The sequence below is a fragment of the Sphingomonas faeni genome, assembly GCF_030817315.1.
In the GTDB taxonomy this organism is placed as follows: domain Bacteria; phylum Pseudomonadota; class Alphaproteobacteria; order Sphingomonadales; family Sphingomonadaceae; genus Sphingomonas; species Sphingomonas faeni_C.
The window spans coordinates 2,899,821-2,922,982 of record NZ_JAUSZF010000001.1 but is presented as its reverse complement, the minus strand read 5'-3'; the positions used below and the strand labels follow the sequence as shown (position 1 = coordinate 2,922,982).

26 protein-coding genes are annotated in these 23,162 nt (G+C 64.9%); 13 read left to right on the top strand and 13 right to left on the bottom strand.

Annotated features, from left to right (window positions below; genetic code table 11):
• Positions 1-83: 83 nt before the first annotated feature.
• Entirely contained in the window at positions 84-545 is a 462-nt protein-coding gene (locus QFZ54_RS13655; protein WP_307087929.1) for a CopD family protein, read from the bottom strand.
• Positions 542-1,591, bottom strand: coding sequence for a uroporphyrinogen decarboxylase (gene hemE, locus QFZ54_RS13650; RefSeq protein WP_307089458.1), 1,050 nt, complete (start codon positions 1,589-1,591; stop codon positions 542-544). Before hemE ends, QFZ54_RS13655 begins: the two co-directional genes overlap by 4 nt.
• A 328-nt stretch (positions 1,592-1,919) precedes the next feature.
• On the opposite strand from hemE, the gene QFZ54_RS13645 reads away from it, so the two are divergent.
• From QFZ54_RS13645 to QFZ54_RS13600, 10 genes are all read left to right on the top strand, one after another.
• Positions 1,920-2,753 (top strand): pyruvate, water dikinase regulatory protein, encoded by an 834-nt coding sequence (locus tag QFZ54_RS13645; RefSeq protein ID WP_307087927.1) that lies wholly within the window; start codon positions 1,920-1,922, stop codon positions 2,751-2,753.
• A complete protein-coding gene (locus QFZ54_RS13640) occupies positions 2,750-3,340 on the top strand; it encodes a Maf family protein (RefSeq protein ID WP_307087925.1) in 591 nt (196 codons plus the stop codon). The genes QFZ54_RS13645 and QFZ54_RS13640 overlap by 4 nt, the downstream gene beginning before the upstream one ends.
• 153 nt (positions 3,341-3,493) lie before the next feature.
• Positions 3,494-4,306, top strand: coding sequence for a shikimate dehydrogenase family protein (locus QFZ54_RS13635; RefSeq protein WP_307087923.1), 813 nt, complete (start codon positions 3,494-3,496; stop codon positions 4,304-4,306).
• The gene (gene coaE / locus QFZ54_RS13630) at positions 4,303-4,878 is read left to right on the top strand and encodes a dephospho-CoA kinase (protein WP_307087921.1); all 576 of its coding nucleotides are present in this window, start codon (positions 4,303-4,305) and stop codon (positions 4,876-4,878) included. The genes QFZ54_RS13635 and coaE overlap by 4 nt, the downstream gene beginning before the upstream one ends.
• Positions 4,879-4,893: 15 nt before the next feature.
• A complete protein-coding gene (dnaQ, locus tag QFZ54_RS13625; RefSeq protein WP_307087919.1) occupies positions 4,894-5,586 on the top strand; it encodes a DNA polymerase III subunit epsilon in 693 nt (230 codons plus the stop codon).
• A 60-nt stretch (positions 5,587-5,646) separates the two neighbouring features.
• On the top strand, positions 5,647-6,246 hold the full coding sequence (gene hpf, locus QFZ54_RS13620; protein ID WP_307087917.1) for a ribosome hibernation-promoting factor, HPF/YfiA family: 600 nt from the start codon (positions 5,647-5,649) through the stop codon (positions 6,244-6,246).
• Positions 6,247-6,347: 101 nt separating this feature from the next.
• Positions 6,348-6,815 (top strand): PTS sugar transporter subunit IIA, encoded by a 468-nt coding sequence (locus tag QFZ54_RS13615; RefSeq protein ID WP_307087915.1) that lies wholly within the window; start codon positions 6,348-6,350, stop codon positions 6,813-6,815.
• A 131-nt stretch (positions 6,816-6,946) separates the two neighbouring features.
• Positions 6,947-7,414 carry a PaaI family thioesterase gene (locus tag QFZ54_RS13610; protein WP_107954180.1) on the top strand — a complete coding sequence of 156 codons (468 nt, stop codon included), beginning with the start codon at positions 6,947-6,949 and terminating at the stop codon, positions 7,412-7,414.
• Entirely contained in the window at positions 7,411-7,737 is a 327-nt protein-coding gene (locus QFZ54_RS13605; protein WP_307087912.1) for a DUF1491 family protein, read from the top strand. The genes QFZ54_RS13610 and QFZ54_RS13605 overlap by 4 nt, the downstream gene beginning before the upstream one ends.
• A gap of 188 nt (positions 7,738-7,925) precedes the next feature.
• Positions 7,926-8,525 (top strand): cell wall hydrolase, encoded by a 600-nt coding sequence (locus QFZ54_RS13600; RefSeq protein WP_307087910.1) that lies wholly within the window; start codon positions 7,926-7,928, stop codon positions 8,523-8,525.
• Positions 8,526-8,604: 79 nt separating this feature from the next.
• Here QFZ54_RS13600 and QFZ54_RS13595 read toward each other — a convergent pair whose 3' ends face one another.
• The 4 genes from QFZ54_RS13595 to recQ all read right to left on the bottom strand — a co-directional run bounded on the left by QFZ54_RS13595 (position 8,605) and on the right by recQ (position 13,136).
• Complete coding sequence (locus QFZ54_RS13595) at positions 8,605-10,461, bottom strand: AsmA family protein (protein WP_307087907.1); 1,857 nt, start codon at positions 10,459-10,461, stop codon at positions 8,605-8,607.
• Between the two features lie 85 nt (positions 10,462-10,546).
• Complete coding sequence (locus QFZ54_RS13590) at positions 10,547-10,945, bottom strand: hypothetical protein (RefSeq protein ID WP_307087905.1); 399 nt, start codon at positions 10,943-10,945, stop codon at positions 10,547-10,549.
• Positions 10,942-11,370: a TIGR01244 family sulfur transferase gene (locus QFZ54_RS13585; protein WP_307087903.1), complete on the bottom strand. Its 429-nt coding sequence runs from the start codon at positions 11,368-11,370 to the stop codon at positions 10,942-10,944. The genes QFZ54_RS13590 and QFZ54_RS13585 overlap by 4 nt, the downstream gene beginning before the upstream one ends.
• The gene (recQ, locus tag QFZ54_RS13580; protein WP_307087901.1) at positions 11,367-13,136 is read right to left on the bottom strand and encodes a DNA helicase RecQ; all 1,770 of its coding nucleotides are present in this window, start codon (positions 13,134-13,136) and stop codon (positions 11,367-11,369) included. Before recQ ends, QFZ54_RS13585 begins: the two co-directional genes overlap by 4 nt.
• Positions 13,137-13,305: 169 nt before the next feature.
• On the opposite strand from recQ, the gene QFZ54_RS13575 reads away from it, so the two are divergent.
• Complete coding sequence (locus QFZ54_RS13575) at positions 13,306-14,307, top strand: type I restriction endonuclease (protein WP_307087900.1); 1,002 nt, start codon at positions 13,306-13,308, stop codon at positions 14,305-14,307.
• Between the two features lie 354 nt (positions 14,308-14,661).
• Here the strand turns inward: QFZ54_RS13575 and QFZ54_RS13570 are convergent, their stop codons facing one another.
• The gene (locus QFZ54_RS13570) at positions 14,662-16,491 is read right to left on the bottom strand and encodes an ABCB family ABC transporter ATP-binding protein/permease (protein WP_307087898.1); all 1,830 of its coding nucleotides are present in this window, start codon (positions 16,489-16,491) and stop codon (positions 14,662-14,664) included.
• 133 nt (positions 16,492-16,624) lie between these two features.
• On the opposite strand from QFZ54_RS13570, the gene QFZ54_RS13565 reads away from it, so the two are divergent.
• Positions 16,625-16,855 carry a hypothetical protein gene (locus QFZ54_RS13565; protein ID WP_307087896.1) on the top strand — a complete coding sequence of 77 codons (231 nt, stop codon included), beginning with the start codon at positions 16,625-16,627 and terminating at the stop codon, positions 16,853-16,855.
• A 118-nt stretch (positions 16,856-16,973) separates the two neighbouring features.
• Here QFZ54_RS13565 and QFZ54_RS13560 read toward each other — a convergent pair whose 3' ends face one another.
• The 5 genes from QFZ54_RS13560 to crtY all read right to left on the bottom strand — a co-directional run bounded on the left by QFZ54_RS13560 (position 16,974) and on the right by crtY (position 21,931).
• Entirely contained in the window at positions 16,974-17,924 is a 951-nt protein-coding gene (locus tag QFZ54_RS13560; protein WP_307087894.1) for a phytoene/squalene synthase family protein, read from the bottom strand.
• Between the two features lie 142 nt (positions 17,925-18,066).
• On the bottom strand, positions 18,067-18,648 hold the full coding sequence (locus tag QFZ54_RS13555; RefSeq protein WP_307087891.1) for an LOG family protein: 582 nt from the start codon (positions 18,646-18,648) through the stop codon (positions 18,067-18,069).
• 89 nt (positions 18,649-18,737) lie between these two features.
• A complete protein-coding gene (locus tag QFZ54_RS13550) occupies positions 18,738-19,010 on the bottom strand; it encodes a hypothetical protein (RefSeq protein ID WP_307087889.1) in 273 nt (90 codons plus the stop codon).
• A gap of 279 nt (positions 19,011-19,289) precedes the next feature.
• The gene (locus QFZ54_RS13545) at positions 19,290-20,768 is read right to left on the bottom strand and encodes a phytoene desaturase (RefSeq protein ID WP_307087887.1); all 1,479 of its coding nucleotides are present in this window, start codon (positions 20,766-20,768) and stop codon (positions 19,290-19,292) included.
• Positions 20,765-21,931: a lycopene beta-cyclase CrtY gene (gene crtY / locus QFZ54_RS13540; protein ID WP_307087885.1), complete on the bottom strand. Its 1,167-nt coding sequence runs from the start codon at positions 21,929-21,931 to the stop codon at positions 20,765-20,767. Before crtY ends, QFZ54_RS13545 begins: the two co-directional genes overlap by 4 nt.
• A gap of 432 nt (positions 21,932-22,363) precedes the next feature.
• Between crtY and QFZ54_RS13535 the strand changes: the two genes are divergently transcribed.
• Positions 22,364-22,912, top strand: a complete 549-nt coding sequence (locus QFZ54_RS13535) for a GNAT family N-acetyltransferase (protein WP_307087881.1) — start codon at positions 22,364-22,366, stop codon at positions 22,910-22,912.
• On the opposite strand, the gene QFZ54_RS13530 is transcribed toward QFZ54_RS13535, so the two are convergent.
• Positions 22,896-23,078, bottom strand: coding sequence for a hypothetical protein (locus QFZ54_RS13530; protein WP_307087879.1), 183 nt, complete (start codon positions 23,076-23,078; stop codon positions 22,896-22,898). The genes QFZ54_RS13535 and QFZ54_RS13530 overlap by 17 nt on opposite strands.
• Positions 23,079-23,162: the final 84 nt, after the last annotated feature.

Here is a 23,162-nt window from a genome sequence, read left to right as displayed (position 1 = left end):
GTTAGAATTGGGGGGCGGGTTAGTCAAGCGGGGACGGGAGAACCGCTCTTACCGTTCTCCTGCGAACGCAGGAGAACACGCTGTCAGAACGGCTTCACGATCGCCAACACGACGATCAGCGTGACCGCGAGCGCCGGCACTTCGTTCAGCATCCGCAACTGCTTCCCCGTCAGCGTCGGCTTCCCCGCGGCGAGCTTCTTCGCATAGCCGACCATCCAACCGTGATACCCCGTCAACAGGAACACCAGCAGCAGCTTCAGGTGCAGCCACCCGAGCCCGGGCGCACCGTCCGCCAGCCCAAGGTTCAGCGCCAAGGCGATTCCCAGCACCCAGACGACGATCATCGCCGGCGTCAGGATGATATGCCGAATCTTGCCCTCGCGCTCGACCCAGTTCGCGGCCTCGCCCGCATTTCCGGCCGCGAGCGCCTCCTGATGATACACGAGGTAGCGCGGCAGCATGAACAGCCCGGCCATCCAGAAGATCACGAAGATCAGATGCGCCGCCTTCACCCAGTCATACGCAGCGCCGAGAAAACCGCTCATGTCGTGCTCCTTACGCGGGCGATCAGCTGCTCGACGTGCGCGATGGGCGTGTCGGGCAGGATGCCGTGGCCGAGATTGAAGACGTGCGGGCGCTCGACGAACGCCGCCAGAATCCGGTCGGTCGCCGCATCGAGATCCGCTCCGCCCGCGATCAGCGCGAGCGGATCGAGATTGCCCTGCACCGGCATGTCCGCAGGCAACGATGCGTGTGCCCAGACCGGATCGACCGTCTCGTCCAGCCCGATCGCATCGACGCCGGTTTCCCGCGCATAAGCGGGAAGCTTGCCCCCTGCCCCCTTGGGAAAGCCGATGATCGGCACGCCGGGGCAGCGCGCGTGGAGCCGCTCGACGATCGACGCGGTCGGCGCGATCACCCAGCGTTCGAACTGCGCGGGCGAGAGCGAGCCGGACCAGCTGTCGAACAACTGCACCACGTCGACGCCCGTTTCGATCTGTCGCGCGAGATACTCGACGGTGTTGTCCGCGATCGCATCGATGATCGCGCCGAACGCCTCGGGATCACGATAGGCAAAGCGCCGCGTCTCGGACTGATCCTTGCTCCCCTTCCCCGCCACCATATAGGTCGCGACCGTCCAGGGAGACCCCGCAAAGCCCAGAAACGTCGTCGCAGCAGGCAAGGCAGCGGCAACCTTCGCGACGGTGCCATAGACCGGCTCCAGCCGGCTCATGACCGGTTGCAACCGATCCAGCGCATGGTCGACCAGCGCCGGCTCGAGCCGAGGCCCCTCGCCCACCCCAAAGCTCAGATCCTGGCCGAGCGCCCAGGGAATCATCAGGATGTCCGAGAACAGGATCGAACCGTCGAACCCGAACCGGCGGATCGGTTGGAGCGTCACCTCGGCTGCCGCATCGGGATCGGTCGCGAGCGCGAGGAAGCCACCCTTCTCGGCACGCAGCTCGCGGTATTCGGGGAGATACCGCCCCGCCTGCCGCATGAGCCACAGCGGCGGGACCGCCTGCTGCTCACCCCGAAGGGTCGCCAACAGCGGCTTTAAGACAGGCGAGTTGGGGGTCGGATCGGTCAGCGGAGCACCCTTCTTCTACTATAAGAAGATTCAAGAATTAGGTTGTTGCAGTGGTTGGGCGGTTGAACCCGGGACTTATGCGGTGATCCCGGAAATGCCAACAGCTTGACCCCTCGGCACCCGCACAAACGCGCTGATTCGATTCAAGGCTCCCCGTTACCCACAGCCTGTGGATAAAATCGGCGGCTGTGCGCGAGCGTGTGGATAGAATCACTGTTATCCACGACGCCACGGTCGCTTGGCGAGGGGGGCGAGTTACGCTAGCTCTTTTCCCCATGTTATCCACAGATTCATACCCAGGGACCCACTCGCCGGGGACAGAACGCCGATGATGCGGCTTCACCTTCATCTGTTGTCGGACTCGACCGGCGAGACGCTGGAGAACATCGCTAAGGCGGCGCTGGCACAATATGATGACGTCGAGACGGTGCGCCATTTCTGGCCGATGGTCCGGACCGAAGCGCATCTCGAACGCATCCTCCAGGAAATTGCGCAGAACCCCGGGCTGGTGATCTTCACGCTGGTGAACCCGACAACGCGGCGGATTCTCGAGCAGCGGTGTTTGGCGCTTGGGTTGCCGGCAGTAGCGCCGCTCGACCCGGTCAACGATGCGCTTTCCGGCCTGCTCGGGCAGCAGGCGAAGGCGCGGCCGGGTCGTCAGCACGTCCTCGATGCCGCGTATTTTGCCCGCGTCGATGCGATCCAGTGGACGATCGCGCACGACGATGGGATTGCGTGGGAGGAATGGGAGGAGGCCGATATCGTCCTCGCAGGCGTGTCGCGCTCGTCGAAGACGCCGACCTCGATCTACCTTGCCAACCGGGGCTACAAGGCCGCGAATATCCCGATCGTGGTCGAGAGCCCGCCGCCGAAGATCCTGTATGGCCTCAAGAACCCGCTGATCGTCGGCCTTACGACGAGTGCCGACCGACTTATCCAAGTACGCCGCAACCGCCTGCTGTCGCTCAACCAGCAGCCCGACACATCCTATGTCGAGGAGGAAGCGGTGATGCGCGAACTGGCGTTTGCGCGACGCATGTTCGCCGACAATGGCTGGCCGGTGATCGACGTCACGCGGCGTTCGATCGAGGAGACGGCGGCGGCGATCATCGCCTTATGCAACCAGCGCCGCAGCGACGACGCCGTGAAGGTCGAGGCATGAGCCTGATCCTCGCCTCGCAAAGCGCCTCGCGTCGCGCGATGCTGACCGCGGCGGGCGTACCGTTCGAGGCGACGTTCGCAGGCGTCGACGAGGATGCGGCCAAGGCGGCGCTCCGCGACCTGCCCCCGCGCGATCTCGCCGATGCGCTGGCGGAGTTGAAGGCGGTCAAAGTGTCGGCGCGCATGCCGGGCTATCTCGTCCTCGGCAGCGACTCGCTGGTCGCGCTGGAGGACGGCACGATCCTCGACAAGCCAGTCGACCGCGCGGACGCGGCGGCGCATCTGCGGTTGATGTCGGGCAAACGGCACGACCTCTGGAGCGCCGCGGTCATCGCCGAAAACGGCCAGGCGATATGGCGCCACGTCGAGCGCGCGAAGATGCACGTCCGCCCGCTGTCCGACGCGTTCATCGAAACCTATCTGGATGCGGAATGGCCCGCGATCTCAGGCTGCGTCGGCTGCTACCGTATCGAGGGCCCCGGCGCGCAACTCTTCGCCAAGATCGAGGGGAGCCAGTTCACTGTGCTGGGGATGCCGCTGCTGAACGTCCTCGATTTCCTGCGCGTGCGTGGCGAATTGCCGGCATAATCCGAAACTTCTGATCCCCCTTGCAAGGGGGAGGATTGTTCGTGGCGGCGGACGGCGCATGGCAATCCAACTGCAGTAGACTAAACCGCGCTCACCCGCGAAGGCGGGTGCCCAAACTGGATCCCCACCATCGCGGGGAACACGGAGCTTCGAATGACCCGCCCCTATGCAGAAGTGATCGGCGATCCGATCGCACAGTCGAAATCTCCACTGATCCACGGCTTCTGGCTCGACGCGCTCGGGATCGACGCCGAGTATCGCCACAAACACGTAACACCGGACGAACTCCCCGCCTATTTTGCCGAGCGCAAAGCCGACCTCGCCTGGCGCGGGTGCAACATCACCATGCCGCACAAGCTCGCCGCGCTCGACCACGTTTCCGACCCCGGCGACGTCCGCGGGACGATCGGCGCGATTAACACCGTTTTCCGCAACCAGGCGGGAGACTGCATCGGCACCAACACCGATGCCGCCGGATTCTGGGCGCCGATCGACGATCTCGATATCGCCGGCCAACCCGTCACGGTGATCGGCGCCGGCGGCGCGGCCCGCGCGATCCTTTTCGCGCTATCCCGAATGGACGTCGGCCCGGTGACCATCCTCAACCGCAATCCGCTCAAGGGTGCAGCGCTGCTGTCGGCGTTCGGGCTGAAGGGCCAGGCACTCCCGATCGGTCCCGCCGCCCCGCCTTCGCGCTTGCTCGTCAACGCCAGCGTCCTCGGCATGACCGGTCAACCGCCGCTAGATATCGACCTCGGCGCGCTCGACCCGGACTCGCTGGTCTACGATATCGTCTACTCGCCCCTCGAAACGGGTCTGCTCAAGGCGGCGCGCGCGCGGGACCTTGAAACCGTCGATGGCCTGGAAATGCTCATCGGCCAAGCAGCAGTAGCATTCGAGATATTGTTCCACGTGGAACCTCCGCGCGATCGTGACGAGGACCTCCGGGCGTTGCTGGTCAAATGATCATCGGGCTGACCGGCTCGATCGGAATGGGCAAGTCGACCGTCGCTGCGATGTTCGCCGACGAGGGCGTGCCCGTATTCGACGCCGACGCGACCGTTCACGGGTTGCTGGGTGTCGGCGGTCGGCTGGTCCCCACGATCGAAGCCGCCTTCCCCGGCACGACCGCGAATGGCGCAATCGACCGTACCAAACTCGGCGCGGCTGTGTTTGGCGACGATGCCGCGATCAAGCGCCTCGAAGCCATCGTCCACCCGGCGGTGGGCGAAGAGCGTGTCGCCTTCCTCGCCCAACATACCGGCAAGCGAGTCGTCTTCGACGTCCCCTTGCTCTTCGAGACCGGCGGCAATCGCAACGTCGACCTGATCGTCGTCGTCTCCGCGGCCCCCGACGTCCAACGTGCGCGCGTCCTTGCCCGCCCCGGCATGACCGTAGAGAAGTTCGCCGCGATCTTGGCTCGCCAGACCCCCGACGCCGAGAAACGCGCCCGCGCGGATCATGTCATCCGCACGGACATCAGCTTCGACGAGACACGTGCGCAAGTCCGGGCGGTGCTTGCATCCTTGGAAATCTGAGCCGATACCATCACGATGCGTGAGATCGTCTTCGATACCGAAACCACCGGCCTCAGTTTTTCCGGGGGCGACCGCATGGTCGAAATCGGCTGCGTCGAGATGGTCAACAGGGTCGAGACCGGCCGCACCTTTCACGCCTATTACCATCCAGAACGCGACATGCCGGTCGAGGCGTTCAACGTCCACGGCCTCAGCCAACAGTTCCTGTCCGACAAGCCCAGATTCGCCGACGCCGTCGAGGATCTGCTGGACTTCGTCGGCGATGCGCCGATGATCGCGCACAATGCCGGCTTCGACTTCTCGTTCCTAAACGGCGAGCTGACGAAATGCGGCCGCCAGATCATCCACATGAAGCGGATGGTCGACACGCTGCAGATCGCGCGCAGCCGTCATCCGGGCGCCAAGCATTCGCTCGATGCGCTCTGCTCACGCTTCGGGATCGATCGCAGCCACCGTGTGCTGCACGGCGCGCTGCTCGACGCTCAGTTGCTTGCGCAGGTCTATGTCGAGCTGATGGGTGGTCGCCAGATCGGCCTCGGCCTGCTCAACGCCACCGGCAGCAGCGCATCGACTCCGATCGTCGCACAGGCGCCTCGTGTCGTTCGTCCGCCGCGTGTTTTCGCGGTGAGCGAGGGAGACCTTGCGGCGCATGCGGCGTTTATGAAGGGGATCAAGGATCCGATTTGGGGGGCCGTGGCGTCCGGATGACGCTGGCAGGGTGGAGCCAACAGGACCGCCCGAGACTGTAACGCCGACAAGGAGACGACAATGGATATCCGGATTTCTGGTCATCAGGTTGACACTGGCGAAGCACTCAACAGCCACGTGGAAGACCGACTCCAGGGTATCGCCGACAAGTATTTCTCACGCGCCATTTCGGCGGAAGTGACGTTCGGCAAGGGGCCGCACGATGCAGGCTTCAAATGCGATATCGTCTCGCACGTGATGAAGGGCCTCGTGCTCAAGGGGCACGGCGACGCGTATGACGCTCGCGCCGCGTTCGACGCTGCCGCGGCCAAGATCGAAACCCAGCTCCGTCGCTACATGCGCCGCCTGAAGGATCGTCATGCCGGCGAAGCGGTCGCGATGGCCGAGAGCAATGGCTATGACAATGCAGGCTACACGCTGTTCCAGGAAAGCGTCGAGGAAGACGATGTCGCTGACGCACCGCTGATCATCGCCGAAACCCGCGTCGACATCCCAGAGGCCAGCGTATCCGACGCGGTGATGATGCTCGATCTGCGTAACACCGCCGCGTTGCTCTTCATGAATGCAGGCACCGGCGCGCACAACATGGTCTATCGTCGTGGCGACGGCACGATCGGCTGGGTCGAACCACAGCGGGCAGCGGCCTCCCCCCCTCAGTAATAATGGTCCATAAAGGCGCTGGTCTCTCGGCCGCGCCTTTACGCCCTCGCGCAACCCGTTAAGGCGGACGCGCGCGGGGGCGCTTGAGACACATGAAGACCATGACCGATTTCAGTGATTTGTTGCGTCCCGACGCGGTGCAGACGGGCGTCATCGCTACTAACAAGAAGGCGGTGTTCCAGCATCTCGCCACGGTTGCGTCGGACTTGATCGGCGCCGACCCTAAGTTGATCGCAGACCGCCTCGCCGCGCGTGAAAAGCTCGGCTCGACCGGGTTCGGCGGCGGTGTTGCGATTCCCCATGCCAAGCTCGAAGGCCTTGCTCAAGTGACGGGCGTCTTCGCGCGGCTTGCGCAGCCGGTGGACTTCCAGGCGGTCGACGACCTGCCCGTCGATCTCGTCTTCATGCTGCTGTCCCCCACCGATGCCGGCGCAGTCCACCTGAAGGCACTCGCCCGCGTCTCGCGCCGACTGCGCGACAAGGCGTTCCTCGAAAAACTACGCGGCGGCGGATCCCCCGACGCGGTCTACGCGCTGTTCACTGCCGACGAGGTCCGCGATGCAGCGTGATCCCCACGCCGTCCCTGCGCTCGTCATCCTGACGAAAGTCAGGACCCAGGGTAACCAATGGCTGCCCTTCGTAGCTCCGGGTCCTGACTTTCGTCAGAATGGCCAAGCGGGTTTGGCCGGGCAGCGCTCGCATGTCTGACACCCCCAACACAGCAGGCGCAGACGCACACTTCCGCGCTCTCGAGTCCCTCTACGCCCAGGCCCCGATCAACCGCTTCTTCGACTCCTCGCTGGAAATCCCCGAAGCCGGCGTCGCGCGCATTCATTTCACGATCGACGAACGCCATTATCATGCCGGCGGCGCGGCGCACGGCACGAGCTATTTCAAGATGCTCGACGATGCCGCCTTCTACGCCTGCAACAGCTTGGTCACCGACCGTTTCCTGCTCACCACCGCCTTCAACCTGCTGCTCACGCGCCCGCTGAAGGTCGGCCCCGTCATCGCCGAGGGACGCTGGATCAGCGGCAAGCGACGCGTATTCGTCGCAGACGCGCGCCTGATCGACGCCGACGGCGAAGAGGCTGCGCGCGGCACCGGCACCTTCATGCGCTCGCGGATCGCGCTCGCGGGTCTCCCAGGATACCGCAGCGCAGCATGAGCGGCCGTCTACCCAGCGGAATCCTCGTCAGCGCCTTGCTGCGGCGCGTCAACGACGCCGGCGGCTTCGGTGCCGTGATGGCGAAGGGCGACCCACAAGGCGGCGCGATCCTGGTCATCGCAATCGATAAGGGCGCCCCTCCCCGCTTGTTGGAGCGCGGCATAGGACCTGAGGGACGAACCGCCCTGATCGACTCCACCCCGCTCGAGGATCTCGACGGGTATTGGCGTCGTCGCCGCGCCCGCGATCCTGATCTGTGGGTGATCGAGGTGGACATCGCAGCGGCGGAACGGTTCGCCGCTGAAACGATCCTCGACGATTGACTCGAAAGCCCCCCCAATAGAGGGGGATTGCATCATTGATTGGCGTTGTGTCGATCCGGGTGCGATCCGGATCGATTACGCAGTCGGGGGGATGCTCGGGCGATCGTCTTTGACGAACGAACCGCGGTCCAACCGCACCTGAATAAGTTTGAATGACGATTCTTCAGCGGGCTGCAACGATCGCAGTCATGACGTTCTCTCTCGCCGGCCTGCTCGGCAACAGCGCTCCGGGTCAGGCTACTGGCATCGATCGCTCGACTACCAATCTTACCGCTCTCGCAAATCTAAACGCGCTCTCCCCGCAGAATGTTCCGCAGATTGCTCCCGCCGCAACCACCGTTGCAGCCGTCGAGCCGATCGCTCCTGCCGAGGAAGAAGAATTCGACACGCTCGCCCAGGCCGTTGCCGCGCAGGATATCGCCGCCGCCGACGACGCGCTTCAGTGCCTTGCCGGTGCTATCTATTTCGAGTCCAAGGGTGAGCCGCTGACCGGCCAGCTCGCGGTTGCCGAAGTCATCATCAACCGTGCCAAGTCGGGTCGTTTTCCCGCCGACGTCTGTGCCGTCGTCAAGCAGCGCGGCCAGTTCAGCTTCGTCCGCGGTGGCCAGATCCCCAATATCAACGCCGGCACCGCCTATCGCACCGCGATCGCAGTCGCCAAGGTCGCTCTCGCCGACGCGTGGAACAGTCCGGCCGACAAGGCGCTGTACTTCAACACCCCCGATCGCCGCCCGTCGGTCCGTGCGATCAAGGTCGCCTCGATCGGCAACCACATCTTCTACCGCTGATATCCACGCGATATCGCGGAAGTTCGACCCCGTCCCGCAACCCGCGGGGCGGGGTTTTCTGTATCCGGCGATGTCTCACCTATCGCAGGACCCGCGCCGCTAACCCCGCACAATCCGCATCGCTGGCCGTCGGGCCCTGCTTCCCCGTAATGGCCCGCCCGATCGCCTTGAAGATATTCCCCACCGATTTCACCTCCGGCGGGATCGTCACATGCGGCTGCTGGATCGTGCCCGTCATGTACGCCGACCCAGGCAATTGCAGCAGCGCATGCTGCTTCGGCGCGCCACTCAGCCGGATGTCGATCGCTTCGGCAGGAAACACGACGCTCCCCTGCCCGCGCAACTGGCTGGCGGTGGTGTCGACGATCATCGGATCGACCCGCCCTCGCCCACGAGTCACGTCGAGCTTGACCACCACGCAGCGTAGTCCCGCCCGTTCCCCGTCCTTCGCCAACAGCGCACGCGCCGCGTCGAATCCCAGTGCCGCGGCGATCCCCTGCGGCAATTGCCCGTCCCGCGCGACGAACCCGATGCTACCATCAGCGTTTCCTACCGCCGCCCGGATCGTCTCGCCCGGTCCCTTCAGCCGCACCCGCGCACTCACATTCCCGCTGAAGTCGCCGCGCCCGCCTGCCAGCGCCTGCACGCTGCTGCCCCGCAACCGCAGGTCGATCGCCACGGTCGGCGTCTTGCGATTGCCCCTCTGGTCGACGGTCACCTTGCCGGAAACGGTCCCCTGCGGCAGCCTTGCGACCAGCCGGTCGAGCGTCAGCAACCGGTGATCGATCGCGATCCGTCCCTTCGCGGACACGATCGGCGACGTCCCCTTCGCGGCGACGATATGCTGAATGCGGAACCCGAACGCCGCGTCGGTGGTGTCGATCTTGCCGATGTCGATCCGCGTATTCGGTACCAGCCTCGGCCCGATCGCGCGTTCCAGCGCGGCGCCCTTCGCCTGCGCCTCGTCCGACGACAGATCCGCGAAGTCGAACTGGCGCGACACGATATCGCCGTTCACCTTGCTGCGGCCGTCGCGCTTGTCGACCGTGACGTATCCGGCGAAATCGGACCGCCCGACCATGCCCTTCAACTGCGTGATCGCCCATTTCGGCGAATCGTGTCGGACGTGCGCGCTGAACGACACCGGCTGCGTCCGGAACAGCCCCGCCTCGATCACCGCATCGATCAGCTTCAAGTCGGTCGCCCGCGCCGTCACATCCAGCGTCATCGCATCGGTATCGAGCGGCCGATCCATCAGCCCCTTCGCCGAGATCGACAGTTGATCCCCGTCGATCGACGCGGTGAACGGCCACGGCTTGCCCAGCGACCTCTCGATCGAAGGCCCCGCAACCGCGATCCGCACCGCCGCCCCCCGCACGGTGCCAGTACCGTTCGCGCGGATGCCCGCAACCGGATCGGACGAGAACCTCGCGGTGATCTGTCGCCCCTGCTTGGCGTCGCGGTACGAGATCACGCTGTCGCGAATGACGAGGCCCTGCAGGTCGTTCGAACTGCCGCCACCCTTGGCCTCGCCCGGACGATCCCAGTTGGTCCGCCCCTGCTTGTCGCGCACCAGCGCCAGGTACAGCCCGGACGCCTTCACGTCGCGCGGACCGAACCCGCCCTTCAATAGCGATAGCGCGGAGAAGGTCGCCTCGGCCTCGCGCAACCGCACGAAATCGCCCTTCCCGGCCCATGTGGCCTGCGGAATACGAACCTGCGTGATGCGGATCGTCGGCGAGAAGCCGAACCCGTCGACCCGCTCGATCACGCCGATCGTCACCGGCCGACCAAAGCGTGCGGTCAGTTGCCGCTCGATCACGCCCTTCAACGATCCCCAGGCGAACATGGCGAGCCCGACGAGCCCCAGCGCGACCACGGCCACGACGACGATGCCGGTGACTCGCACCCAGCGCTTAGCAAACCATGTTCTCATCTAGTGCGGCGACGCGTCGAGGCACGAAAACGTTCCGCAAGCGTCAGGACCGCTGCCGCAGAATTACCGCGGCGTCAGCGGATCGTCAGACCCGCACACTCTTCGGCGCCAACCGCCGGATATCGAGGACATCGACCTGCGCGAGCATAACCGCCCCCAGTGCCTTGTCCCCGGTCTCCACCAGGATGCCCTCATGCGTCGCCCGCACCGTCCGCCACGACACCTCACGTACTGCCAGATGCTTGCCGATCCGCTTGATCGCCGCGACGCGTCCGTCGTCCGCGATCGCCAGTGCACCCTGGCCATCCGCACCGACCACAGCCCCCGCCACCGCAAACCCGCGTAGCTGCGCCTGCGCCGCATCCGCCGCCTCTTCCGGAGTCTCGATCTTTACGACTCGCCGCATCCGTAAGATGACCCAGCCCAGACCGGCGAGCAGCACGACAACGACCGCGACGATGCCGCCGACGATCGCAGGCGTCATTGCGGCCCTGCGAGCGCGTCCAGCATCGGGCGAATTCCGCGTAGGTCATACCCAGCGTCCTCGGCCTGCGCGAGCAGCAGGTTCGGGTTGCGCCCGGCCTTCGCCGCCGCCAGCGCCCACAGGTTGCAGCTCCGTGTCCCCGACCGGCAATACGCCAGCACAGGCCCATCCGCCTCGACCAAAGCCTGCGTCATCGCGTCGATCTGCGGATGCGAAAACCCCGCATGCGTCACCGGGATCGCGACATAGTTGAGGCCCGCCGCCTCCGCCGCCGCACGGATCGCGTCACCCGAAGGCTGCCCCGCATCCTCGTCGTCCGGCCGGTTGTTGACGATCGTCTTGAAGCCCGCCGCGGCGATCTCCGCGACGTGCTCGACGCCGATCTGCGGCGCGACCGAAATACTTTCGTTGATGTGCCGTATCATGCGGACTCGCGGATCACCTGGAGGAAGGCATCCCCATAGGCGTCGAGTTTCCGCGCGCCAATGCCTGAAAGCACCGCGAGCGCCGCCCGCGACGCCGGCCGCTGCGCCGCCATGTCACGCAGCACCGAATCGTGGAAGATCACATACGGCGGAACGCCCGCCTCCTTCGCCAGGTCGCGCCGCCGCACCCGCAGCGCCTCGAACAGCGGATCGTCGACGGGGTTCGGCGTCGCGCCCGGCGCGGCCTTGCGCCGCCGCTCGCGCTTGGGCGGCACGACGATCGACACCGTCGCCTCGCCCTTGAGGATAGCCTTGGCCGCCGGCCCGAACTCGAGGCCCCCGTGCGGATTGGTGCGCAACGCATCCTTCAGCATCAGCGCACGCGACACCGGCTTCAGCAACGCCACCTCGTCGCCCTCGACGATCCCGTACACCGACAGCGCCTCATGCCCGTTCATCAGGCTCCGCTCCGACGACACCCCCGTCAGGATGCCCTCGATATACCCGACCCCGAACATCTGCCCGGTCCGGAACACCGCCGACAGGAATTTCCGCGCCGTCTCCGTCGCATCCACCGCATCGACGTTACCGAGGCAGTTGTCGCAATTCCCGCAGTCCTCCAGCCGCTCCTCGCCGAAATGCTTGAGCAGGATGCGCCGCCGACACCCCGCCGTCTCGACCAGCCCACCCATCGCCGTCAGCCGCTGCCGCTCGCCCGCCTGCCGCTCCGGCTCGACCTCGCCGATCCGCTGCCGGGCGCGCGCGAAATCCTCCGCACCCCAGAACAGATGCGCGATCGCCGGGTCGCCGTCGCGCCCCGCGCGCCCGGTCTCCTGATAATAGGCCTCGATCGATTTCGGCAGCCCGGCATGGCACACGAACCGCACATCGGGCTTGTCGATCCCCATCCCGAACGCGACCGTGGCGCAGATCACCATGTCCTCGCTCGCGACGAAATCCGCCTGGTTCTTCGCGCGCACCTGCGGATCGAGCCCCGCATGATAGGCCCGCGTCGGCCGGCCGCTCCGCCCCAGCGCCTCGGCCAGCTTCTCGGTCGCCGCGCGCGTCTGCGCATAGACGATCCCCGGCCCGGGGATCTTCTCCAGGATGTCCGCGATCTGCCGGTTGACGTTGTCGCGCCCCGAAATCGCATAGCGGATGTTCGGCCGGTCGAATCCCGACACGATCAGCCCCTCGCGCGAAATCCCCAGCTGCTCGAGGATATCCGCCCGCGTATGCGCATCCGCGGTCGCGGTCAGCGCGAGGCGCGGCACTTCCGGAAAGCTGTCGAGCAACGGCCGCAGCAACCGGTAGTCCGGCCGGAAATCATGCCCCCACTCACTGACGCAATGCGCCTCGTCGATCGCGAATAAGCTGAGCTTGGCCTGTGACAGAAGATTGCGAAAGCTCTCGTTCGAAGCCCGCTCCGGCGCCACATACAGCAGGTCCAGATCGCCCGCCCGAAACCGTGCGATCGTCTCCTCACGGTTCGTATCGACGCTCGTCAAAGTCGCCGCCTTGATCCCAACCGCGGTCGCCGCCCGCAACTGGTCGTGCATCAAGGCGATCAGCGGCGACACGACCACGCACGTCCCTTCCAGCATCGTCGCCGGCAACTGATAACACAGCGACTTCCCCGCCCCCGTCGGCATCACCGCCAGCGTCCGCTGCCCCGCGAGCACCCGGTCGACGACATCGCGCTGCACGCCACGAAAATCAGGAAAGCCAAAGATGCGCTGGAGATCGGGAAGAGGGTCGAGTGCCATTGCCCCGGACCTAGGGTTCGATCGCGCCTGCCGCAATGCGTGATCCGCCATCGCGCCCGATCAGGATGCCGCGACAACTAGATCGAAATCGGGGCAAGTTGTTTCGCCACCGTCATGGACCGACACGACTTCCCTGCGCATCCTCTGCCGTTCACCTGGGGGGAAGCACATGGAACTGAGCATCAGGCTGGCGGAGCTACAGAAGCGCACGATCGAACATCGCGAGGTGCTGCTGACGGAAGAAGCGGCGAAGACCGCGCTCGTCATGCCGTTCCTCCAGTCGCTCGGCTACGACGTCTTCAATCCGTCCGAAGTCGTGCCCGAATTTACCGCCGACGTCGGCACCAAGAAGGGCGAGAAGGTCGACTATGCGATCTGCGCGGGCGGAAAAGTGTCGATCCTGATCGAGTGCAAGCCGTCCTCGGTCCAGCTTAACGTCAACCACGCGGGGCAATTGTTCCGCTATTTCAGCGTCACCGACGCGCGCCTCGCAGTGCTCACCAACGGCGTCGTCTACCAATTCTATTCGGACATCGAGCGTCCGAATAAGATGGACGACAAGCCGTTCTTCACCTTCACGATGGACGCGATCAAACCCGCCGACATCCGCACGCTCGAGAAATTCACCAAGGCCGCGTTCGACATCGACAAGATCGTCCAGGAGGCCGGCAGCCTCAAGACGCAGTCGCTGATCCGCCTCGAACTGGAGAAGGAGTTCGCCGAACCCTCCGACGAGTTCGTCCGGATGATGGCGCAACGCGTCCACGGCGGGCGCCTGACCCCCGCGATCAAGGACGGTTTCGCCAAGCTTCTCGCGCCCGCGATCGCCGCCCTGATCCGCGATTTCGTAAACGAGCGCCTGTCGTCCGCGCTGAAGGCTTCGAGCCCGGTCGAGGACCTGCCGCTAGGCGCCGACGACGACCCCTCCGACGGCGACGGCATCGTCACCACGCAGGAGGAGATTTCCGGCTTCCACATCATCCAGGCGATCGCTTCGCGGCTGGTCGACCCGAAACGGGTGATCGTCCGCGACGCGAAGTCCTATTGCGCGATCCTGCTCGACGACAACAACCGCAAGACCATCGCGCGGATGCACTTCAACGGCATCACCACCAAATATCTAGGCATGTTCGCCGGCAAGACGAGACGCGGCATCTGCTATCCGACCTGACGCACATCTACCAATATTCGGCGGCGATCGAGGCACGGTTGCGCGAACTGGACCCGTCGATCCCAGCGTAAGACCTTCTCCTGTTCCCTCGCGAACGCGGGGGTCCAGGGCCAAGCAGCGTATCGTCTGTGATTCCTGGACCCCCGCGTTCGCGAGGGAACACAAGGGTTCGGTAAGACAGGTGTTATGGACCGGAAATAGGACTGCAGAACTCAAGCAGACCGCCACCCCGGCGAAGGCCGGGGCCCAGTTGAGGGACGTCGATAACGAAAGGCAGCGCCCCGTTACTGTAACCTCTCCAACTGGGCCCCGGCCTTCGCCGGGGTGACGCAAGACAGTACGAACCCCGCGACCCTACTCCGCCGCCAACGCCCCATCATGATCCCCAGCCCGCTCCTGCGCCTGCCGGTTCCACATCTCCGCATACACGCCGCCCTGCCGCAACAAGTCGCCATGCGTGCCCTTCTCGACGATCCGCCCCGCCTCGAGCACGACGATCTGGTCCGCATGCACCACGGTCGAAAGCCGGTGCGCGATCACGATCGTCGTCCGCCCGCGCTCGATCGCCTCCAGCGTATCCAAGATCTCCGCCTCAGTCCGGCTATCCAGCGCCGAAGTAGCTTCGTCCAAAATTAGGATCGGCGGGTTTTTCAGCAACGTCCGCGCGATCGCCACGCGCTGTTTCTCGCCGCCCGACAACTTCAACCCACGCTCGCCCACGCGCGTCGCATACCCCAAAGGCTGGCGCTCGATGAACCCCGAGATCGCCGCCCCCTTCGCCGCCATCTCGACCTCGGGCATCTCGGCCCCCTCGCGCCCGTAAGCGATATTATACCCGATCGTGTCGTTGAACAGCACCGTATCCTGCGGCACGATCCCGATCGCAGCGCGCAACGAAGCCTGCCGCACCTGCGCGATATCCTGCCCATCGACGGTGATCCGGCCGCCCGTCAGGTCGTAAAACCGGTACAGCAACCGCGCGAGCGTCGACTTGCCCGCCCCCGACGGCCCGACCACAGCGAGCGTCGATCCCGCCGGTACGTCCAGCTCCAGGTCGCGCAAAATCGGCCGCCCCGCATCATAGCCGAACGACACCCCCTCGAACCGCACATGCCCCGCGCTCACCGCCAGCGCAGGCGCGTCCGGCGCATCGATAACGCTCGCGGGCGTATCGATCAGGTCGAACATTGCCGCCATGTCGAGCGCCCCCTGCCGGATCGTGCGATACACCATCCCCAGCAGGTCGAGCGGCCGGAACAGCTGCGCCAGCAGCGTCGACACGAACACCACGTCGCCTGCCGATGCCTCGGCCCGGCTCCACCGCCACACGACGAACCCCATGCCGCCCGCCAACATCACATTGGTGATCAGCGCCTGCCCAAGGTTCAGCCACGCGAGCGAATTCTCGCTCTTAACCGCCGCCTCCGAATACGCCGTAATTGCCTGGTCGTACCGCCGCGCCTCGCGCTCCTCCGCGCCGAAATACTTGACCGTCTCGAAGTTCAGTAGCGAATCCACCGCATGCGCGACCGCCCCGGTATCGAGGTCGTTCATCCGCGCGCGCAGAGCATTGCGCCAGTCGGTCACCATCCGCGTGAACGCGATATAACCGACCACCATCACCACCGTCGCAACGACCAGCGGCCAGCCGAATTTGGTCCAGAACAGCCCGAGCACCAGCACCAGTTCGAACACGGTGGGAGCGATGTTGAACAGCAGGAAATACAGCATCGTATCGATGCTCTTGGTACCGCGCTCGACCACCTTGGTGACCGCACCCGTGCGCCGTGACAGATGAAAATCGAGGCTCAGCGCATGCAGATGCCGAAACACCTGCGCCGCCAGCCGCCGCGACGCATCCTGCCCGACGCGCTCGAACACCGCGTTGCGCAGGTTGTCGAACAACGTCGTCCCGAATCGCGACGCAGCGTACCCGACCACCAGCAACACGACCAAGGTCAGTGCCCCACGATCGTTCCCCGCCATCCGGTCGACCGCGTATTTCAGCGTGAATGCCGCGCCGAACACCTGGATCAGCTTTGACGCGATCACGAGCAACATCGCGACGACGATCCGCGCCTTCAGCTTCGGCTGCCCCGCCGGCCACAGGAACGGCAGGAAGCGGCGGAGCGTCGGCAGCAAAGGCTGGTCCGCGCGGGTGGAGGTGTACGTGTCGGGTGGCATGGATCGATGCGATGTAGGCGCAGTCAAGCCCCGGCGAAAGCAGTTGGGGGAACAATCCTGCCACTTCGTCGCTTTAATTACCGTGTCCGACGCCGGGCGCAACGCCTGCCACCGCGATCCACTGGAGAATGAAATGGAACCGCTGTTCTACGTCATGGCTATCATGGGCTGCGGTGACGGCAATGCGAACTGCACCGAGGCGCGGGTCATCCCGGCACGCTACGAGACGATGGCGCAATGCCGTGCGGCGCTCCCCAACCAGTTGGCGCAGAACACCGATGTTCCGTACCCGATGATCGGCGCGAACTGCCGTGCTCAAGGCCAGTTGATGGCTAAGGCCGGAAAGGGAAAGCCGCAGGGCTGACCCTTACCGGTTCCTGCAACATGCAGGCAGCATACTCCCGTTCGTGCTGAGCGAAGTCGAAGCATCTGAGTCTCATGTCCTTCGACTTCGCTCAGGACGAACGGATAGGAGCGAATAATCAAACCCTAGGCCGTGTCCACAGTCGCGGATCCCTCGGAGCCCGCGGATACAGCGTCTCCCGCCGTGCCGCTTCCCGCGCTGCCGTCACGATAAACCCGAGCTTCTGCATCCCCGATGTCGTCACCCGGTGGTCCCAGGCATACTCCCCCCGAGCAGCAACGGTCCGCCCGATCGCGCCGTAAATCCCCGCCGCCGACAGCACCGCCCAGGCCGATCGGAACGACAACGCCGGCGTCCCCTCCCGCGCGCTGGCCTCGAACGCCGCAGCCCGATCCGCCATCCGCTTCGTCAACACCGCCAGCCGAGACCGGAATGGCGGCTTCATGTGCTGCCCCGGCGGAAAGTCCATCTCGACCAGCCATTCCTCGGGCAGATAGCACCGCCCGACCCGGTCATCCTCCTCGACATCGCGCGCGATATTGGCGAGCTGGAACGCCATCCCCAGGTCGCACGCTCGGTCGAGCGTGTCCTCGTCCTCGGGATCGACGCCCATCGCGATTGCCATCATGCACCCGACGACGCCCGCGACATGGTAGCAATATTTGTAGAGGTCGGCCTCAGATCGCGGCCGCCATTCACGCGCATCCAGCGCGAACCCCTCGATAAGATCGCGCGCAAACCGCTTCGGCAGCCGGGTCTCTGCCGCGAAGATCCGCAATGCATCGAACGCCGGCTCGCCGACGACTTCGCCCGCAAGTGCCTGCTCGGTCATCGCCGACAGCGCGACCAGTCGGGCAGGCGCGTCCTCGACCACGGTCATCCCGTGGCCGTGATCCTGCCCATCCGCGATATCGTCGCACCGCCGACACCACGCATACAGCAACCAAGCCCGCTCGCGTGTCGGCTTGTCGAACAACAGGCTCGCCGCCGCAAAACTCTTCGACCCGCGCGCGATCGACTCCTTCGCCGCCGCGACTGTTTCGGCTCGGGTAAGGGGAGTGGAACTCATCCCCTTAGCCCCACCCCGGCGAAGGCCGGGGCCCAATTGGCAAGGTTGGAGTAACGGCGCGCAACGCAAACCAATTCATGGTTCCCAATTGGGCCCCGGCCTCCGCCGGGGTGGAGCAGGGTGTCAGGTAGAGGTTCGAAGCTCACAAATCCGACGCGTTCATCCGCACGATCGGCTGCGTCGGCACATGTTCCCCCATCCGGTCGAGCAGCACGTCCAGCGTATCCGCCACGATCAGCAGATCGCGGTGCTGCGGCCGCAAAAACCCGACCTCGCCCATCTTCTCCCAGAACGCGATCAGGTGGTCGTAATAGCCCGCGGTATTCAGCAACCCGACCGGATCCGCATGATAGCCAAGCTGCGCCCAGCTCAACGCCTCCCACAGCTCGTCCATAGTCCCGGTCCCGCCCGGAATCGTCACGAACCCGTCGCTCAAGTCAGTAAACATCTGCTTCCGCTGATGCATGCCCTGCACGACGTGCAACTCGGTAAGCCCCCGATGCGCGACCTCCGCATCGACCAGCGCCTGCGGAATGACGCCGATAACCTCGCCGCCGCCCTCGAGCGCGCCATCCGCGATCGCGCCCATCAGCCCGGTCCGCCCGCCGCCATAAACGAGGCCAATCCCCCGCTCGGCAAAGGTAAGCCCCAGCGCCCGAGCGCCCTCGATATAGGTAGGATCAGCCGGCGTCGCCGACCCGCAATACACAGCAAGACGTTTCATGCCGCACCGCTACGAGATGCGGGCGCACGCCACAAGCCGTGGAAACGAGACCGACCGCGCGAACGCGATCGGTCCCGCGCTTCAATTGCTTAGCACTGATCGCGGCAGTAGCTGCCGGCCTCCTTCGCGATCGCGATGCATATGCTTCGGCCGAACGGAAGCTTCTTGCATTCGCTGATCGCAGCGGACTGCGCGACGTCGCAGGCGATCTCGCATACGCTTCCGACTTGTACGATCGCAGTGCCACCCTCGGCTGGCTCGATGGTCTGTCCCGCGAAATTCGTATCGATGATACCAGCGATCTGAGTTTGCTGTTCAGCACTCAGCGCCATCCATTCGTTCTTGCTCACCTTGATCGGCATATCGACATCCTTTTTCCGCCGAGCGGGTCGGATAGGCGAACCATTGGATGTCGCTCGATCCGTTGCTCGAAAAGGACGCTAACGGTTCGCGTAACGACGCATATCGGGGATCCGTCCGTTTCGGCGTCGTATCAGCCCATGGACCGAGTTTCCGTTCTACCGATACGGTCGATTGCCCCCATTTCGGACGCAGCACTCGCGCCTTTTACTCTCGTGCCGGAACATGACGGACTGCGACGCCTCGTGAGCCGCCGCAGTCCGCCCCTGCTCGAACAAACCTTACTTCTCGCCTTCCAACATCAACCGAGCGGTCGCCTTTGCACTTCCCACGACCCCCGGAATCCCCGCACCCGGATGAGTCCCAGCCCCCACGAAGTACAAATTCGGAATATGCTTGTCGCGATTGTGCACCCGGAAATACGCGCTCTGCGTCAACACCGGTTCCAGCGAGAACGCCGACCCCAGATGCGCATTCAGATCCTGCGCGAAATCCTTCGGCGCGTACGAGAATTTCGTCACGATCCGCTCATGGATGTCCGGGATCAACCGCCGCCCGATCTCGTCGAGGATGCGCTTCTCCAGGATCGGCGCGATCTCGTCCCAGTCGACCGGAAACTTCCCCATGTGCGGCACCGGCGCCAACGCATAGAACGTCGAATGCCCCTCCGGTGCCAGCGAAGGATCGGTCACTGTCGGATGGTGCAGATACAGCGAGAAATCTTCCGACAGGACGCCGTGATCGTAAATGTCCTCGAGCAACCCCTTATAGCGCGGCCCGAACAGGATCATGTGGTGCGGGATGCCCGGCCAGGTGCCCTTGATCCCGAAATGCACCACGAACAGCGACGGCGAATATTTCTTCCGCTCCAGCGAGCCCGTCTTGCGCTTCGCACTCCGCGACGTCGCCAACAGGTCGCGATACGTGTGCATGATGTCGCTGTTCGCCGCGATCGCGTCCGCCTGACCCGACCAGCCGCTCGCGCACGTAACCCCGGTTGCGCGATCGCCGAGAGTCTCGATCGACGTCACCGGATCGTCGAGCCGCAACACGCCGCCCAGCCGCTCGAACTGAGTCACCAGCGCCGCCACCAGACGGTTGGTCCCGCCGCGCGCGAACCACACCCCGCCGTCACGCTCCAGCTTGTGGATCAGCGCATAGATCGCGCTCGTCGTCATCGGATTGCCGCCGACCAGCAGCGTGTGGAACGACAACGCCTCGCGCAGCTTCTCCGATTTCACGAAGCTCGACACGATCGAATAGACCGACCGCCACGCCTGGTATTTCGCCAGCGCCGGCGCCGCCTTGATCATCGACCCGAAGTCGAGAAACGCGACATGGCCGAGCTTCTCATAGCCCTCGTGAAACACACCCGCCGAATATTGCAGGAACTTCTCGTATCCCGCCCAGTCGCCCGGATGCAGCTTCTCGATCTCGGCGCGCATCTGCACGTCGTCGTTGGTGTAATCGAAATTCGTCCCATCGGGCCAGTTCAGCCGATAGAACGGCAGCACCGGGTCGAGCGTCACGTCCTCGCTCATGTCGCGCCCGCTCAGCGCCCACAATTCGCGTAGGCAATCGGGATCGGTGATGACGGTCGGGCCCGCATCGAAGGTGAAGCCGTCGCGTTCCCAATAATAGCCGCGCCCACCCGGCTTGTCGCGGCTTTCGACGATCGTCGTCTGCACGCCCGCGGATTGCAGCCGGATCGCGAGCGCCAGCCCGCCGAAACCTGCGCCGATGACTATTGCGGTCTTCATGATGACATACTGCCTGCGATGGCGCGGACGGCGCGCACGATGGGAACGGGGGGCTTGCCGGTCAGGACCCGCGCCTTGTCGGTGAGGGTCGAGCGTCCGGCGTAGAAACGGCCTATCAGCGATGGTGACAGGCGGTAGAAGCGCTCGAGGATACGGTAGCGTTCCTCCGGCTCGGCCGCGCGGAACAACATCGTGTCGAGCATCCGGTAGAAGCCGCGGCTTTTCCACGTCGCCCGCGCCATGGCGTGGGTCGCATCGTGGAGTTTCGCGCCCGAGAAATCGTTCAAGTCCGCCAGCATCGACGCGGTTCGCACCGCATCGGGCAGCGAATAGCCGGTCGTCGGGTGGAACATCCCCGCGCGCATCCCGGCCTTGGCGACATGCGCGCCACCCGACCGCCAATAGGCCTCGAAATCACCGCCCATCGCGACCGGCAGTACCCCCGATTCCTCACGCTCGACGCTCGCCACGGACCAACCACGCCCGGCAACATATTCGTCGATCCGCGCGCCCAGCACGGGAATATCGAGATCGGGCGTGTCGCTATAATAGGTGTCCTCGACGAACATCCGCTCCGCGCCGAACGGCAGACAGTAGACGAACCGATACCCGTCGATCTGCGGAATGGTGGCATCCATCACCATCGGCCGCGGGCTTGCGTGCGGCACGCTCAACGCCAGCTCGCGCCCGAGAAACTTCTGCCACGCGAGATCGAGCAACGACAGGTCGCCGGGCCCGCGCGCGTCGATCACGCCGGTCGCCTCGATCCGGTCGCCATCCGCCAGCACCACCGCCGTCGCGCTCGCGCCAGACACCTTCCGCCCGAGCATCAGCGCATGCGGCGGCAGCACGCGGCGCACCTCGCGGTCGAGATTGCTGCTTTCGATCGAAAAATAGGTCGCGTCGATCGTCCGCTCATGCGCTGGAAAGCGCACGTCGTACCCCTGCCACGCATGCACCACGAGCGGCGCGACGATCCACCGATCGCCTTGCGCAACGTCGCTGCCGAAGAACGACCAGAGATGATTGCCGCCGACCACCGTCGCGGCGTCGATCAGCCGCACGTCCAGCGCCGGGTGCCTGGCCTTGAGCGCCAGCGCGATCATCCCGCCGGCCAAACCCGCGCCAACGATCGCAACGTCGCAGGAGATCGTCGATGCCATGCCTCGGACTAGCGCAAACCGAGAGCCTCGAAAACAACCTTTGCAAAGCAATCGCCTGAGAAGACAACCTGCGTTGCCGGGGAACGAGGGCAGGGCACGCCTACCGATCCTCCGTAAGGGAGAGGTGGCGGGTCCTCGCCCAACGGAGGGGGAGGAAAGCGGTAACGCCTGCTCTGTGTCCGCCTCTCCGTCACCGTCTGCAACACCTCTCCCTGATGGGTGGATTGCAACCTCAGCGTCTGCTCCGTCCGAAGGAGGAAGGTCGAACCTGCTCCCCTCCCTGGAAGGGAGGGGCTGGGGTGGGTCGGCTTCCGCACATTCGAACGCAAGTGGCTCAAGCTGGCCAACCCACCCCGACCCCTCCCTTCCAGGGAGGGGAGAAACTCCGCACCGGATACCCGTCCACCAGAATCGCCCGTAGACAGTGAGACTATGCCCCAGCCGACATCCGCCCCCACCCTGACCACCACACGCCTGACGCTCACCGGCCACGTCGCCACCGACCTCGACGACTGCGCGGCAATGTGGTCGGACCCGCGCGTCTACACGATGATCGGCGGCCAGCCGCGATCGCGCGAGGACGTGTGGATCCGCCTGCTGCGATCGATCGGCCAATGGACGCTGTTCGGCTATGGCAGCTGGATCGCGCGCGACACCGCCACCGGTCACCTGATCGGCGAACTCGGCCTGATTGAGGCTCGCAGAGCCATCATGCCATCGATCGACGCGACACCCGAAGTCGGCTGGACCCTGACCGGCGACTCGCAGGGCCACGGCTACGCCAGCGAAGCCCTCGCCACGATCCTCGCCTGGACCGATGCGCGGATTCCCAGGACGACTTGCATCATAGATCCTGCGAACGCCCCCTCGATCCGTCTCGCGGACCGACTCGGCTATCGCCTGCGCACCACGGGTACCTACCGCAACGCGCCGACTCTGATCTTCGACCGAGTCGCGGCCGTCGCTATTTCTGCGCGGTGACGACCGGTTTCTGCAACGACGCGGTCGGTCCGGGATCGCCCGCCCGGTCGTAGAACGCCATCAACAACAGTCCCACGGCCAGGATACCGCCGGTGATCGCGTAGATCAGCCCCTTATGGTCCCCGCTCGTACCAGTATTTCCGCGCGCGGCGCTGTGGTCAGCCATGCATCACTCTCCGAATGGCAGGTCATCCTGCTCTGGAAGGGAGGCTATCATGTTTCGCCGCACTGCATAGAGGGTATTGCAACC